Origin of the sequence: Microbacterium esteraromaticum (assembly GCF_900163815.1) — a bacterium.
Classification (GTDB): domain Bacteria; phylum Actinomycetota; class Actinomycetes; order Actinomycetales; family Microbacteriaceae; genus Microbacterium; species Microbacterium esteraromaticum_B.
The window spans coordinates 504981-518490 of record NZ_FUKO01000019.1; the positions used below are offsets into that span (position 1 = coordinate 504981).

The 13510-nt window shown below is 66.0% G+C and carries 14 protein-coding genes; 10 read left to right on the plus strand and 4 right to left on the minus strand.

The window, feature by feature from the left end:
- The first annotated feature begins 25 nt into the window (after window positions 1-25).
- The 3 genes from FM104_RS07835 (at window position 26) to FM104_RS07845 (ending at window position 2884) form a co-directional block, all read left to right on the plus strand.
- Window positions 26-1447, plus strand: coding sequence for a PrsW family intramembrane metalloprotease (locus tag FM104_RS07835; protein WP_087130866.1), 1422 nt, complete (start codon window positions 26-28; stop codon window positions 1445-1447).
- A 368-nt stretch (window positions 1448-1815) separates the two neighbouring features.
- Window positions 1816-2184 (plus strand): FKBP-type peptidyl-prolyl cis-trans isomerase, encoded by a 369-nt coding sequence (locus tag FM104_RS07840; RefSeq protein WP_179206720.1) that lies wholly within the window; start codon window positions 1816-1818, stop codon window positions 2182-2184.
- Between the two features lie 151 nt (window positions 2185-2335).
- Window positions 2336-2884, plus strand: a complete 549-nt coding sequence (locus FM104_RS07845; protein WP_087130867.1) for a YceI family protein — start codon at window positions 2336-2338, stop codon at window positions 2882-2884.
- Between the two features lie 30 nt (window positions 2885-2914).
- On the opposite strand, the gene FM104_RS07850 is transcribed toward FM104_RS07845, so the two are convergent.
- The gene (locus FM104_RS07850) at window positions 2915-4207 is read right to left on the minus strand and encodes an MFS transporter (RefSeq protein WP_087130868.1); all 1293 of its coding nucleotides are present in this window, start codon (window positions 4205-4207) and stop codon (window positions 2915-2917) included.
- 143 nt (window positions 4208-4350) lie between these two features.
- On the opposite strand from FM104_RS07850, the gene rpsO reads away from it, so the two are divergent.
- Entirely contained in the window at window positions 4351-4620 is a 270-nt protein-coding gene (gene rpsO, locus FM104_RS07855) for a 30S ribosomal protein S15 (RefSeq protein WP_087130869.1), read from the plus strand.
- A gap of 95 nt (window positions 4621-4715) precedes the next feature.
- On the opposite strand, the gene FM104_RS07860 is transcribed toward rpsO, so the two are convergent.
- Window positions 4716-5720 (minus strand): isopenicillin N synthase family dioxygenase, encoded by a 1005-nt coding sequence (locus tag FM104_RS07860; protein WP_087130870.1) that lies wholly within the window; start codon window positions 5718-5720, stop codon window positions 4716-4718.
- A gap of 140 nt (window positions 5721-5860) precedes the next feature.
- Here FM104_RS07860 and efeU point away from each other — a divergent pair, with 140 nt between their 5' ends.
- The 3 genes from efeU to efeB are packed head-to-tail and all read left to right on the plus strand — an operon-like array spanning window position 5861 to window position 9308.
- On the plus strand, window positions 5861-6802 hold the full coding sequence (gene efeU, locus FM104_RS07865; protein WP_087130871.1) for an iron uptake transporter permease EfeU: 942 nt from the start codon (window positions 5861-5863) through the stop codon (window positions 6800-6802).
- On the plus strand, window positions 6799-8031 hold the full coding sequence (efeO, locus tag FM104_RS07870) for an iron uptake system protein EfeO (RefSeq protein ID WP_087130872.1): 1233 nt from the start codon (window positions 6799-6801) through the stop codon (window positions 8029-8031). The genes efeU and efeO overlap by 4 nt, the downstream gene beginning before the upstream one ends.
- Entirely contained in the window at window positions 8031-9308 is a 1278-nt protein-coding gene (gene efeB, locus FM104_RS07875; RefSeq protein WP_087130873.1) for an iron uptake transporter deferrochelatase/peroxidase subunit, read from the plus strand. Before efeO ends, efeB begins: the two co-directional genes overlap by 1 nt.
- On the opposite strand, the gene FM104_RS07880 is transcribed toward efeB, so the two are convergent.
- Window positions 9281-10459, minus strand: coding sequence for an acyltransferase family protein (locus FM104_RS07880; RefSeq protein ID WP_087130874.1), 1179 nt, complete (start codon window positions 10457-10459; stop codon window positions 9281-9283). The two genes, efeB and FM104_RS07880, sit on opposite strands and share 28 nt — an antisense overlap.
- A gap of 119 nt (window positions 10460-10578) precedes the next feature.
- Here FM104_RS07880 and FM104_RS07885 point away from each other — a divergent pair, with 119 nt between their 5' ends.
- From FM104_RS07885 to FM104_RS07895, 3 genes are read left to right on the plus strand one after another with little or no spacing between them, the layout of a single operon-like run.
- Window positions 10579-11778 (plus strand): LLM class flavin-dependent oxidoreductase, encoded by a 1200-nt coding sequence (locus FM104_RS07885; RefSeq protein ID WP_179206729.1) that lies wholly within the window; start codon window positions 10579-10581, stop codon window positions 11776-11778.
- 1 nt (window position 11779) lies between these two features.
- Complete coding sequence (locus FM104_RS07890) at window positions 11780-12424, plus strand: FMN reductase (protein WP_087130881.1); 645 nt, start codon at window positions 11780-11782, stop codon at window positions 12422-12424.
- A 31-nt stretch (window positions 12425-12455) separates the two neighbouring features.
- Window positions 12456-13202: an SDR family oxidoreductase gene (locus FM104_RS07895; protein WP_087130883.1), complete on the plus strand. Its 747-nt coding sequence runs from the start codon at window positions 12456-12458 to the stop codon at window positions 13200-13202.
- Window positions 13203-13281: 79 nt separating this feature from the next.
- Here FM104_RS07895 and FM104_RS16495 read toward each other — a convergent pair whose 3' ends face one another.
- Window positions 13282-13455, minus strand: a complete 174-nt coding sequence (locus FM104_RS16495) for a DUF5302 domain-containing protein (protein WP_087130886.1) — start codon at window positions 13453-13455, stop codon at window positions 13282-13284.
- Between the last annotated feature and the right edge of the window lie 55 nt (window positions 13456-13510).

The window sequence follows — 13510 nt, forward strand, 5'->3', positions numbered from 1 at the left end:
CCGAGGCTCCCTCTAGGCTTTCGTCATGAGCTTTGGAGGACAGCCCCCGGCGTATACGCCGCCGCCCCCGTCCGGTGATGCTTCGGACACGGGCGCGCAACCACCGGCGTACGCACCGCCACAGGCGTACCCGCAGCCGCCGGCGTACGCGCAGCCACTGGCGTACCCGCAGGGACCGGCGCATCCGCAGCCACCGGCTTTCGGCCAGCCGCCGCAGCCCGCCTACGGCAGCCCGCCGCAGCCGCGGCACGCGCCATCGCAGCTCGCGCCCGCACCGACGCCCGCGCGCTTCGCCTCACCGTTCGACCGTCCGGCCGCGTATGCGCCACCGGCGCCGCAGGCTCCCGCCCCGGCGCCTGCTGTGCCGGCGCTGCCGGTGCCCGAGCGCAAGGGGCGCAGCGCGTCGATCTGGCTCTTCGGCATCCTCGGGTTTCTGATGCTTGTGCTGATCGCCTATTTCGCCCTCTTCATCGGCACGACGGCATCGATCGTGGGAATGATCCTCGCACTCGTGCCGCTGGCGATCGTGCTGTTCGGCGTGCGCCTGATCGACCGGTGGGAGCCCGAGCCGAAGAGCCTGGTGATCTTCGCCCTCGCCTGGGGGGCTATCGCATCGGTCGGAATCAGCCTGCTGTTCGACCTGCTCCTGACCATCTCGGTCGGCACGCGAAACGACTTCTTCACCGCTATCGTGCAAGCCCCCTTCATCGAGGAGATCGCCAAGGGGCTCGGCGTCTTCCTGCTCTTCGTCATCGGTCGGCGCGCTCTCGATGGCCCCGTGGACGGCATCGTCTACGGAGCACTGGTCGGCGCAGGCTTCGCGTTCACCGAGAACATCCAGTACTTCGGCATCAGCCTCGTCACCGGCGGTGCGGGCGACCTCACCCTCACGTTTCTGCTGCGCGGCATCGTGTCCCCATTCGCGCACGCGATGTTCACGGCTCTCACCGGCTTCGCGATCGGCCTCGCGGCGCGACGCGGAGCGAGCACGGCGGCCGCTCTCGGCTCGGGTGCGATCGGTCTGATCGGCGCCATCGCACTGCACGCGTTCTGGAACGGGTCGTCGCTGCTCGGCGACTTCCCGGTGCTGTATCTGACCACGCAGGTGCCGCTGTTCCTCGGCTTCATCTTCGCGATCATCGCGCTGCGCCGTGAAGAGGCGCGACTGACGAAGTCCCGCCTGGACGACTACGCCGCTGCTGGGTGGTTCACGCCAGAAGAGGTCACGATGCTGGCGACGCACGCCGGTCGAAAAGCCGGTCTGCAATGGGCGCAGGGTCTGCGCGGCAATCGCCGTGGGACGATGCGCGCATTCATCAAGGATGCGGCTGCACTAGCGGCGGTTCGCCAGCGGGCGATCCACGGTCACGACGCGTACGCGGCTTCGGACGAGCAGGCGCTGCTCGCCCGCATGCGACTGACACGAGCGGAGCTGCTGGCGTACTGATCCGGCGGCCCGGAGACAGACTCAGCGCCCCCGGAGACAGACTCAGCGCCCGGGGCTGCGGCGATGCCTGCGAGTCTCCCGAGCGCTGAGTTGACCTAATGACAGGGTGCACCGGCGTCGTGCTGAAGTCAAGGGTTTCAAGCGAAACCCCAGGTCAGATGCCCTCTGCGTGCATCACAGGGCGCGCATCACAGGCTCTCGGTGATGAGGTCCAGCGCGACCCCGTCGCAGGAGACGCGGGGGAGTTCCGCCTCGCAGCGGCTCTCCCGCGACGTGAGCGACCGCGACTGAGTGCGGGCGCGCAGGCGTTCGCGCTCAGCGGAGCCATGGCGTTGACCGAAGTCGGGAACCTCGGGTTGGATGTAGTCATGACTGATCGCACAAAGCCCGAGTTCGACGCCCCAACCGGTCCAGCACCGGAAGAGCTCGTCATCCGCGACCTCATCGAGGGAGACGGCGACGAGGCCAAGCCCGGTGACACCGTCACCGTGCACTATGCCGGTGTCGAATTCGACTCCGGCGAGGAGTTCGACTCGTCCTGGGGTCGCGGCGAGACCATTCAGTTCCCGCTCCGCGGCCTGATCCAGGGCTGGCAGGACGGCATTCCCGGCATGAAGGCCGGTGGTCGCCGTGAGCTCGTGATCCCTCCGCACCTCGCCTACGGCCCGGCAGGGGCAGGGCACTTCCTCTCCGGCAAGTCGCTGATCTTCATCATCGACCTGGTCGCGGTCGGCTGACCTGATCGAGAACAGAAGAGCCTCCGTCCGGAACATCGGGCGGAGGTTTTTCTCTGCTCTCGGAATAGATGCGCGTGGATAGAAGTTGACCTTCGTGTAATGCACACGACGTCGCGCACAGCGTGCGCGTCCCTACTCGAGGAGAGCTGCCATGACGATCGACATTCCCGGCTACCGTGCTGGAACCTGGGTCCTGGATCCCGCGCACAGCGAGGTCACGTTCAGTGTCCGTCACATGATGATCTCGAAGGTGCGCGGCACGTTCGGCATCAAGGACGCCACGCTCATCGCGCCGGAGAACCCGCTGGAGGCCAGAGTCGAGGCGAATGTCGACGTCGCCTCCATCGACACGAATGACGAGGGTCGCGATGCGCATCTGCGTTCGGCCGACTTCTTCGACGCCGATAATCATCCGCAGATGATCTTCACGTCGACGGGAGCGCGCGTCGAGGACGGAGACTTCCTCGTCGATGGCGACCTCACCATCCGGGGCATCAGCAAACCCGTCAGCTTCACCTTCGACTTCGGGGGCTTCGGTGAGGACCCGTACGGCAACTACAAGGCGGGTGCCTCGGCGACGACGGTCATCAACCGTGAGGACTTCGGTCTCACCTGGAATGCCGCGCTGGAGACGGGTGGCGTCCTGGTCGGCAAAGACGTGACGATCACCCTCGACCTGCAGGGCGCCCTGCAGGTCTGAACGACGCTGCGACGCCGAGCCTCGGACCCATCAGGGTTCGGGGCTCAGTGCGTCGTACGCGCGGAATCGAGGGCTGAGGCGTGCCAGCATCGCTGCCAGGCCGATCACCAGGAACCCACCGATCAGCGGTGGGAACCACAGCGTGGTGATGGTGGCGAGCGTTCCGGCGTAGAGGGCACCGACGCGCGGACCGCCGGCGACAACGATGATGAAGATGCCCTGCAAGCGCCCGCGCATCGCATCCGGCACGGCCGCCTGCATCATGGTGTTGCGGTAGATCGAGCTGACGTTGTCGGCGGCGCCGGACAGCGCCAGCGCAGTGCAGGCGGCGACGATCAGCGCCAGGTGCGGAACGTGTTCGGATGCCGGCGGCAAGAATGCGCCGAGGAGCAGGATCGCGCCGAAGAGTGCGATCGATCCGCCGTAGGCCTGAATGGCGCGCTCGATACCGCGGCCGTGCCAGCGGTAGTGCACGACGCGCCCCGAGAACAGGCTCGAGATGAAGGTGCCGACGGCGACAGCCGCGGTGAGAATGCCGGTGGTGAGCGCCCCGCCACCGAGGATGACGGTGCCCAGGGCGGGAAAGAGCGCCAGCGGCTGGCCGAAGGTCATCGCCGTGATGTCGAGCAGATACTGCATCCGGATGTTTCCCGCGCGCTGGAGGAACCGCCATCCGTCGACGAGTGAGGCCAGTCCCGGTCGTACGATCGTTCCCTCCGGCATCAGCGCAGGGAGCGTCCACAGTCCCAGGAACATGGACATCATCAGGATCACATCGATCGTGTAGGTCCAGCCGAAGCCCGTGAGCGCGACCAGCATCCCGGCTACGGCGGGGCCGACCATCACCGTGATGCCGAAGGCGATGCCGTTGAGGGCGGATGCTGCGGCGAGCTGGTCCATCGGGATCAGGCGGGGCACGATGGCTGTGCGCGTGGCCATGCTGACGGAGTTCGACGCGGCGATGATCATGCTGAGCCCGTACAGCCACCAGATGGTCTCGGAGTGCGTCCAGGTGAGTGTTGCCAGCAGCACCGTCGCGCAGAACGCGATGGTCGCCGCGACGAGGGCGACTCTGCGCCGGTCGAACGCATCTGCCAGCATCCCGCCGTAGAGTCCGGCGAGGATCATCGGCACAAGGCCCGCGACGGCGATCATCGCGACCGCGAACGTGCTCGCGGTGAGGTCGAACACATGCAGCATCACGGTGACGATCGTCAGCTGGCCGCCGATGCCGGCCAATGCCGAACCGATCCACATTCTGGCGAACGCAGGACTGATCTTCAGGGGAGTGAGATCGATGAGGTGGCCACGCGGTAACTGCACTCCCTGAGGTTATCGGTCCGCGCACACTGGTCGTCGCCGCAACTGGTAAGCTGGTTCAGTTGCCGTTTGATCGGCCGCGGATAAAGAGAGCCCACGTATCAGACGTCGGGCGCCGCGCAACGAACTGAGAGGGGATCGAATCTATGGCACTGGAAGCAGACGTCAAGAAGGCGATCATGGAAGAGTACGCGACGCACCCCGGTGACACCGGATCCCCCGAGGTGCAGGTCGCGATGCTGACGCAGCGCATCAAGGACCTCACCGAACACCTCAAGGACCACAAGCACGACCACCACTCGCGTCGTGGCCTGTTCCTTATGGTGGGTCAGCGCCGTCGTCTGCTCGGCTACCTCCAGGACACCGAGATCGCGCGTTACCGTGCGCTCATCGAGAAGCTTGGACTCCGCCGCTAAGAGGCACCGCGTCCCTGCGTGCAATCGCGCAGAACATTCTTGTGAAGGCCGCCCCAGGTGTGGGGCGGCCTTCAGTGTTCTCTGGCGGGGAGTGTTCAGGCGAGAGCGCCGACCAGGTCAGCGTGGTGGATCGCTGCCACATCGGGATGTGCGCGCAGGCGTGACTTCAGCGCGTTCTCGCCGTACAGGCTGTGGATCGGGTTCAACGGATCTGCCGTGACGCCGTGCGCCTCCGCAGCGAGTTCAGCGGGCAGGTCGATGATCGGCAATTGCGCATCGAGCGCCGGATTGAAGAAGAACGGCACCGAGATGCGCTCACCCGGTGCCTTCGGCGAGATCACCCGATGGTTGGTGGCTTTGAGATACCCGCCGGTGGCGTACTCCAGCAGCTCGCCGATGTTCACCACGAAGGCGCCGTCCACGTGCGGCGCATCCAGCCACGTGCCGTCTCGCTCGACCTGGAGCCCGCCTTTGCCTGGCTCCACCCAGAGCAGCGTCAGAACGCCGGAGTCCTTGTGCGCACCCACGCCCTGCTGCGGCTCTGGTTCATCGGTTCCCGGATAGCGCACGATCTTGATCAGCGTCGAGGGATCGCCGAAGTTCTCATCGAAATACGTCTCCCCGGCGCCCAGCGCCAGTGCCCACGCGCGCAGCAGCTTGCGTGAGATGCCGGACAGGTGCGCGTGCCACTCGGCGATGACCTCGCGCAGTTCGGGCTGAGCATCCGGCCACAGGTTCGGTCCGACCAGGCGGTTGAAAGCGGGGCCGCCTTCTGCGGCATCCCGCTCGGGACCGATGTCGATCTGCTCGCGCCAGTCGACTTCGCCCTGGGTGCGCTCGCCGCCGACACGCGTGTAGCCGCGGAAGTGCGGGCTCTTCACATTCTCTATGGCGAGCTTCTCCTGCTCGGGGAGTGCGAAGAAGTCGAGCGCCGCTCGGTGCAGCCGTGCAGTCAATTCGGCGCTCACACCCGTGCCGGTCAGATAGAAGAACCCGACGTCATGGGTGGCCGTGCGCAGGTCGAGGCAGAACTGCTCAGCGGCGCGCGCGCCGCGATCGAGTTCGGAGAGATCGAGGACGGGAAGAGTGAGATCGGCCATGACGAGAGAGTAGGCAGATTGCGCGACAGAGATGCCGAGTGTTGCGCAGGATTACCGATGGCTCGCTGTTCTCGGCACAGCGGAGCGGATGCTACAGTTTTTGGGTAAGGGCCGCCTTACCTAAACCTCGAAAGAAGCTCGTGCTCGCCACCTTTCTGATCGGCCTCCGCGAAGGCCTCGAAGCGGCACTCGTCGTCGGAATCCTTGCCGCCTATCTCACGCGGATCGGCCGGAGGGACGTGCTTCCTCGCATGTGGCTGGGCGTCGGCCTGGCGATCCTGCTGTCGCTCGGCATCGGGGCGGTGCTGACATTCGGGCCCAATGCGCTGACCTTCGAGGCGCAGGAGCTGATCGGCGGGACGCTGTCGCTGGTCGCCGTCGCCATGGTCACCTGGATGATCTTCTGGATGCAGAAGGCCGGGCGCACGATGAAGGCGTCGCTGGAGGGCGGCATCGATCGCGCTCTCGCGCAGGGCGGTCTCTGGGCACTCGTCGCGATCGGCTTCCTCTCGGTAGCGCGCGAGGGCATCGAGACGACGCTTCTGCTCTGGTCGATGGTGCAGTCATTCGGAGATGCGCCCGCAGCGCTCCTCGGTGCGCTGCTCGGGCTGCTCTGCGCGGTCGTCATCGGCGGGCTGATCGCCCGCGGTGCGGTGCGGCTCGACCTGCGTCGCTTCTTCGCATTCACCGGTGGGTTCCTCGTGATCGTCGCCGCCGGCGTACTGGCCTACGCGATCATGGATCTGCAAGAGGCGGGGGCAATTCCCGGACCGTTCTCCGCCGTCGCTCCGATCGATGTCACCGGGAACGTCGCCATCGGCTGGGCAGCATTTCCCTTCGGCTGGGCCTTCGATCTCAGTGCCACCATCGCCCCAGGCGGCCCGCTCGCTGCCATTCTGCAGGCGACCGTCGGCTTCATGCCGCAGATGACCTGGCTGCAGGTCGCCGCCTGGCTGCTCTACATCCTCATCGTCGGAACCTTCTTCGTGCGGGGCCTCCGCGCGAAGCGAACCCGCTCGACGGCGCCCGCGCCTCGCGTTGTGCGCTCTCCGGAAACCGCAGAAATCCAAGGAGTCCTATGACCACCCCGACTCGCCTGATCACTGCGGTTGCAGCGACCGGTGCCGCGGCGATCATCCTCGCCGGCTGCGTCGCGAAGAATGATGTCGCTGACGCAGCAGCACTCACCGTCTCTTCCACCGATGGCGAATGCGCTGTGTCGCAGACCACGGCGACCAGCGGCACGCTGACGTTCGACGTCAGCAATGATTCGACACAGGTGACCGAGTTCTATCTGCTCGCCGAAGACGGTCTGCGCATCGTTGGCGAAGTGGAGAACATCGCGCCGTCAGCATCCCGCACCCTCACCGTCGTCGCGCAGCCGGGTGAGTACTTCACGCTGTGCAAACCGGGCATGCTCGGCGCGGGAGTCGGCAAGGCGGGTTTCACCGTCACCGGTGACGTCGTCACGGTCGACGGTCCGGACAGCGAGCAGAAGCAGCAGGCAGTCGACCTCTATGCCGCCTTCGTCAAAGACCAGGTCGGTCAGCTCGTGCCGGCCATCGACGATCTCGTCGCCGCATACGAATCGGGCGACGACGACACCGCCCGTGCGCTGTTCCCGAACACGCGCGCTTTCTACGAACGCATCGAACCCGTAGCGGAGTCGCTCGGCGCCCTGGATCCTCGCATCGACTATCGCGAAGTGGATGCTGTGGCGGAGGGCATGGACTGGACGGGCTTCCACCGCATCGAGAAGGACCTCTGGGTGCCGGCCGAGGATGCGCTGAACGCAGACGGCGAGACCCCCGCATGGCAGGACTGGGCGCCGTCGACGACCGCAGAGCGCGGCGAGTTCGGCGATCAGCTCATCGCCGACGTGCAGGAGCTCTACAGCTACGTGCACTCCGACGACTTCACCGAGGCGCTGGATGCCCAGGGCATCGCCGGCATCTCCAACGGCGCCATCGCGCTGCTCGACGAAGTCGCCACCGGCAAGATCAGCGGTGAAGAGGACTGGTGGTCGGGTACCGACCTGTGGGACTTCGCCGCGAACGTCGAGGGATCCGAGATGGCGTTCTCGCTGGTGCGGGACCTTGCCGTCGCGCAGGGCGATTCCGGGGCGGATCTGGTCGATCAGATCGAGACCGGCTACGCCGCGCTGAAGGAATCGCTGATGGCGCACGGCTCGCTCGATGACGGCTTCATCGGTTACGGAGAGCTCTCGGGCGCGGACAAGCGCGAACTGACCGACTTGATCAACGCGTTGGCCGAACCGCTGTCTCAGCTGACCGGAACGGTGCTCTCCTGATGGCAGAGGGTGACGCGCAAGCGGCGGGTGGCTCTGCGGGGCTGAGCAGAAGGGGGCTGATCGGGCTCGCGTTGAGCAGTGGCGTGGTCGGTCTCGCGGCCGGAGGCGCCGCAGGTGTCGCTGGCGGTGCGGCGGTCGCGCGGGCAGAGCAAGGCCGAGGACACGAGGAGCCGTACGCCTTCTTCGGCCCCCATCAGGCGGGTATCACGACCCCTGTGCAGGACCACCTTCACTTCGCGTCGTTCGACATGATGCCCCGCACCAGCCGCGAAGACCTCATCTCGCTGCTGCAGGACTGGTCGTATGCCGCGTCGCGCATGACTCAGGGGCTCGAAGTCAGTGCAACAGGAGCCGTGGGCGGCGACGCGCAGACCCCGCCCGATGACACGGGTGAGGCGATGGATCTCGCCGTCAACGGACTGACCATCACGTTCGGCTTCGGTCCGGGGCTCTTCGAGAACGAGGACGGCGACCGCTACGGTCTCGCAGGCCAGCGGCCCGCCGGCCTGCAGCGACTGCCCGCATTCCTCGGCGACGACCTCGACCCGGAGTCGTCACAGGGCGACCTGTGCATTCAGGCGTGCGCTGATGACCCGCAGGTGGCTGTGCATGCGATCCGCAACCTCAGCCGAATCGCGTTCGGTCGTGCCCGGCTGCGCTGGTCTCAGCTGGGTTTCGGACGCACCTCGCGCACCACCTCCGCCCAGGCCACACCCCGCAATCTCTTCGGCTACAAGGACGGCACGGCGAACATCCTCTCGGATGACACCGAGGCTCTCGACGATCATGTCTGGGTGGGCGCATCCGATGAGCCCGACTGGCTGCGGGGCGGGTCGTATCTCGTCGCACGCAAGATCGCGATGCTCATCGAGACCTGGGATCGGGTTCGCCTGGTGGAGCAGAATGAGATCATCGGCCGCGACAAGGGCGCGGGCGCTCCGCTTTCCGGTGGGGATGAGTTCACGGAGCCGGACTTCCACTCCACCGCGTTCGACGAGAACAGCCATGTGCGCCTTGCGCATTCGTCGATGAACGATGGCATCCGCATTCTCCGCCGCGGCTACAACTACGTCGATGGCAACAGCGCGCTCGGCAGGCTCGATGCCGGGCTCTTCTTTCTCTCCTATCAGCGTGACCCGGCGCAGTTCGTCACCCTGCAGCGCCACCTGTCGACAGACCTGATGAATGAGTACATCCGTCACATCGGCTCTGGCATCTGGGCTGTTCCGCCAGGAGCAGAAGCCAGTTCCTACGTCGGAGCACCGCTCTTTCGCTGAGGTCTCGCCTGTTCCGCGGTGCGCCGTGAGCCGGTCGGATCGCTGCGGTGGTCATCGGACTGTGCGAGTGCCGCGCTGTCGAACATCCATCGGGGTCTGGGCTCGATCAGAGGCCGGAAGACCCGGCGCACGGGACGTGAGGCGAGCGCGAATGCGATTGCCACCGACACGAGCGTGATGAGCGGCAGCCACAGCCAGGTCGGGTCCAGGCCGCGGAGGATGCCGGATTCGCGAAACGGGTACAGCACGAAGGAATGCAGCAGGTAGATGTACATCGTGTACTGCCCGAATTTCGTCCACCAGGTATTGCGGCGGGGGACGAGTACGAAGAAGGCGGCACTGAGCAGGATCGCCAGGGCGATGAGGGCCAATCGCACTGAACCGCTCCACCACTGCTGAGAGCCGGTGAGGTCGGCGTACGAGGCCTCGTAGAAGAACCAATGCCGCAGGTCGATGTCGTCCCACGTCGCCAGCCATCGCCAGCAGACGAACGCCCATCCCGCGAGAACTGCGACCGCCGCGACGCGCAGCCACCACGGCCGGTGGTCGATGAGCTGAAGCCGGCGCACGACGTCGCGTTCACGCAGCCACCACCCCAGCGTGAAGAAGAACAGCAGGCCGAGGGTGCGCGACAGCGAGAATGTGCTGTCGACGTTCGACATGTATCCGACCCCGATCGAGATCGCCAGCGCCCACAGCAGTGGCCAGCGCAGCAGCGAGAGGTAGGGCAGCACGAGGCGGAAGATGCCGAGTGCCAGCAGGAACCACAGGGTCCATGACTGCTGCGTCAGATTCGGATTCGCCCGACCCTCGACCAGCCATTTGGTGAGGGTCCACAGCGCTTCGAAGATGACGTACGGCACGAGGATGTCGGTGATCACTCTCGCCATCTGGCGCTTGGTGGGGCTTGCGGATTTTGAGAAGTAGCCCGAGATGATCGCGAACGCCGGCATGTGGAAGGCATAGATCGCGAGGTAGAAGGCGTAGGAGACGTCGGAGTCGTAGGTCAGCCGCTGGATGCCGTGCCACATCACGACGAGAACGACGCACGCGAAGCGCGCGTTGTCCCAGAACGGCACCCGTCGGCGGGCACGTGGGGCAGGGGCGGTCGTCGACGCCGTGACGGGCGGCTGCTGCTCGGCGCTGCTCATCATCTGAGCGTACCTGCGGGAATAAGGTTGCACCTGATGCGTTCTACCAATTACATTCACTTGCATAGAACGGATGCTGCGGCATCCCGAGCGGAGACGAAATGAACGATCACGACGCGATGCAGTTCGGCATCATGTCGGTCAGCGACATCACGCAGGACCCGACCACCGGCGTCACGCCCAGCGAGCGCGAGCGCATCCAGGCCGCTGTCACCATGGCCACGCACGCCGAGGACGCGGGCCTGGATGTCTTCGCCATCGGCGAGCACCACAATCCGCCATTCTTCTCGTCCAGTCCCACGACGCTGCTCTCCTTCATCGCCGCGCAGACCGAGAGGCTGATCGTCTCGACCTCCACGACGCTGATCACCACGAACGACCCGGTGCGCATCGCCGAGGACTACGCGATGCTGCAGCACCTGTCCGGCGGCCGCATGGACCTGATGATGGGCCGCGGCAACACCGGTCCGGTCTACCCGTGGTTCGGGCAGGACATCCGCCAGGGCCTCCCGCTCGCGATCGAGAACTATGCATTGCTGCACGAGCTGTGGACCAAGGACGTCGTCGACTGGGAGGGCAAGTTCCGTACATCCCTGCAGGGCTTCACGGCCACCCCGCGTCCGCTGGACGGCGTGGCGCCGTTCGTGTGGCACGGGTCGATCCGCACCCCCGAGATCGCCGAGCAGGCCGCTTACTACGGCGACGGATTCTTCGCCAACAACATCTTCTGGCCCAAGGAGCACTATCAGCGCCTCATCGAGCTGTACCGTCAGCGCTGGTCGCACTACGGGCACGGCGCACCGGAGACGGCGATCGTGGGCTTGGGCGGACAGGCCTTCATCCGGACGAAGTCGCAGGACGCCGTGAACGAGTTCCGGCCGTACTTCGACAACGCCCCTGTCTACGGTCACGGCCCTTCGATGGAGGACTTCACCGAGATGACGCCGCTGACCGTCGGCTCCCCGCAGCAGGTCATCGACCGCTACGCCGCCATGCGCGACACCTTCGGCGACTACCAGCGCCAGCTTTTCCTGATGGATCACGCCGGGCTGCCGCTGAAGACCGTTCTCGAGCAGATCGATCTGCTCGGCAGCGAGGTGGTCCCCGTGCTGCGCAAGGAGCTCGCGCAGAATCGTGTGCCGGACGCCCCCGACGCGCCCACGCACGCGGCTCGCGTCCGCGCCGGATACGGCGATGGTCCGGCACGCGAGGCGCGCCCCGGTGCGAACCGCGGCGACAACCTCACCACGGGCTCGCCCTACCAGGACGCGCCAGTGCCCGCCGGTGCGGCGTTCGGCCTGAGTGCGAAAGAGGTCTGAGATGAACGACCGTCGTATCGCCGTGATCTCCTCCGGCCTGTCCAACCCGTCCTCGACGCGGATGCTCGCCGACCGTCTGCTCGCCGAGACCGTGAAGGCGCTGCGCGAGCGCGACGTCGAAGCTCAGGCCGACGTGATCGAACTTCGTGACCTCGCACACGACATCACGAACAACCTGCTCACCGGTTTCGCTCCCGCGCCGCTCGAGGAAGCCATCAACCGCGTGGTCTCGGCCGACGCGATCATCGTCGTCACGCCGATCTTCTCGACCAGCTACGCCGGATTGTTCAAGTCGTTCATCGATGTTCTCGACCCGGATTCGCTGACGGGTAAGCCCGTGCTGATCGGAGCGAATGCCGGGACAGCGCGGCACTCCCTCGCGATCGACTACGCGATCCGCCCGCTGTTCACGTATCTGCATGCAGAGCCGGTCTCTACGGGGGTGTTCGCAGCTTCCAGCGACTGGGGAAAGAATGCCGATGAGGTGGCGCCGTTGAGCTCACGCATTGAGCGGGGTGCACGCGAGTTGGCAGAAGCGATCGTTCGCCGTGAGCCCGCGCAGAGTCATGACCCGTTCGATCCGGCGAACTATCTGGGGGAGGGGCGCTCATTCGGGCACCTCCTGGGCGGTCTCGCAGGGGAGTGACGCGAGCCCTCCGGCGGGGGAGGATGGGGAGATGGACATCGCCATTGCCGGAGGAACCGGGGTCATCGGCACCCATGTCGCCGAAGTCGTGCGCGCACGCGGTCATGCGGTGCGCCTGCTGACGCGGAGCGAATGCATCGATGTGCGGACCGGTGTCGGTTTGGAAGGGGCCCTGCGCGGAGCGGATGCCGTCATCGATGTGCTCAATCCGCACGGACCCGATGCGAAGAAGCCTGAGGAGTTCTTCCGACGTACGACAGCGAATCTGCTGGAGGCGGAGGGGCTCGCCAGCGTTCGGCACCACGTGGCACTCTCGATCGTCGGGGTTGATCGGGCGCCGCACGGATACTACGCGGCCAAGCTCGCGCAGGAGCAGGTGATCACGGCGTCAGATGTGCCCTGGACGATTCAGCGTGCCACGCAGTTCCACGACTTCGCGGCGCAGATGTATGCGCGGGCCCGGATCGGGCCCCTGCGCATGGCGGTGCGGATGCGCACCCAGCCGGTGGATGCCGTTGAGGTGGCGACCCGGTTGGTGGAACTCGCGGAGCACCCGGCGCACGGCAGGGCCATCGACCTCGCCGGACCCCGTGAGGAGGATCTCGCCGCGATGATGCGCGCGTGGGCGCGGCACCATCACAAAAACGGATGGATGCCGAAGATCGGCCTGCCAGGCGGCTTCGGCCGTGCGATGCGCAGTGGCGACCTGCTGCCCGGCGTGCATGCAGATCTCGGGCAGCGCACGTTCGAAGAGTGGCTGGTCGCGCAGCCCGATTAAACCGCTCAGGTCGCAGTTCATGTCGCCTGAACTGCTGTCATGCGACACGAACTGCGACCTGAATGGCGGTGCGGGGGCTTCAGCCGCTCTTGCGACGGAACTCCCGCTTCATCTGCGGGGCGTTCGTGGCATGCACGGCGGAGTCGCCGTCCAGGTGCGACTCGCCATCGCGGCTCTTCGCATTCTTGCGATCGAGCGCTTCCTTGAACTTGCGCTTCATCTCCTCGGGGGAGGCTGCTTTGTCTTCGCTCATGTGGGTCAGCCTAGTGCGCTCCACAACTGGTACGGGAGCCTCCGCGGCATGATGC

Bases quoted from the DNA above. Each gene is read 5' to 3' on its own strand.
- rpsO (WP_087130869.1), top strand. From the start codon at position 4,351: ATGGCACTGGAAGCAGACGTCAAGAAGGCGATCATGGAAGAGTACGCG.
- efeB (WP_087130873.1), top strand. From the start codon at position 8,031: ATGGCAGAGGGTGACGCGCAAGCGGCGGGTGGCTCTGCGGGGCTGAGC.
- FM104_RS07835 (WP_087130866.1), top strand. From the start codon at position 26: ATGAGCTTTGGAGGACAGCCCCCGGCGTATACGCCGCCGCCCCCGTCC.
- FM104_RS07895 (WP_087130883.1), top strand. From the start codon at position 12,456: ATGGACATCGCCATTGCCGGAGGAACCGGGGTCATCGGCACCCATGTC.
- FM104_RS07845 (WP_087130867.1), top strand. From the start codon at position 2,336: ATGACGATCGACATTCCCGGCTACCGTGCTGGAACCTGGGTCCTGGAT.
- FM104_RS07890 (WP_087130881.1), top strand. From the start codon at position 11,780: ATGAACGACCGTCGTATCGCCGTGATCTCCTCCGGCCTGTCCAACCCG.
- FM104_RS16495 (WP_087130886.1), bottom strand. From the start codon at position 13,455: ATGAGCGAAGACAAAGCAGCCTCCCCCGAGGAGATGAAGCGCAAGTTC.
- FM104_RS07880 (WP_087130874.1), bottom strand. From the start codon at position 10,459: ATGAGCAGCGCCGAGCAGCAGCCGCCCGTCACGGCGTCGACGACCGCC.
- FM104_RS07860 (WP_087130870.1), bottom strand. From the start codon at position 5,720: ATGGCCGATCTCACTCTTCCCGTCCTCGATCTCTCCGAACTCGATCGC.
- FM104_RS07885 (WP_179206729.1), top strand. From the start codon at position 10,579: ATGCAGTTCGGCATCATGTCGGTCAGCGACATCACGCAGGACCCGACC.
- FM104_RS07840 (WP_179206720.1), top strand. From the start codon at position 1,816: ATGACTGATCGCACAAAGCCCGAGTTCGACGCCCCAACCGGTCCAGCA.
- efeO (WP_087130872.1), top strand. From the start codon at position 6,799: ATGACCACCCCGACTCGCCTGATCACTGCGGTTGCAGCGACCGGTGCC.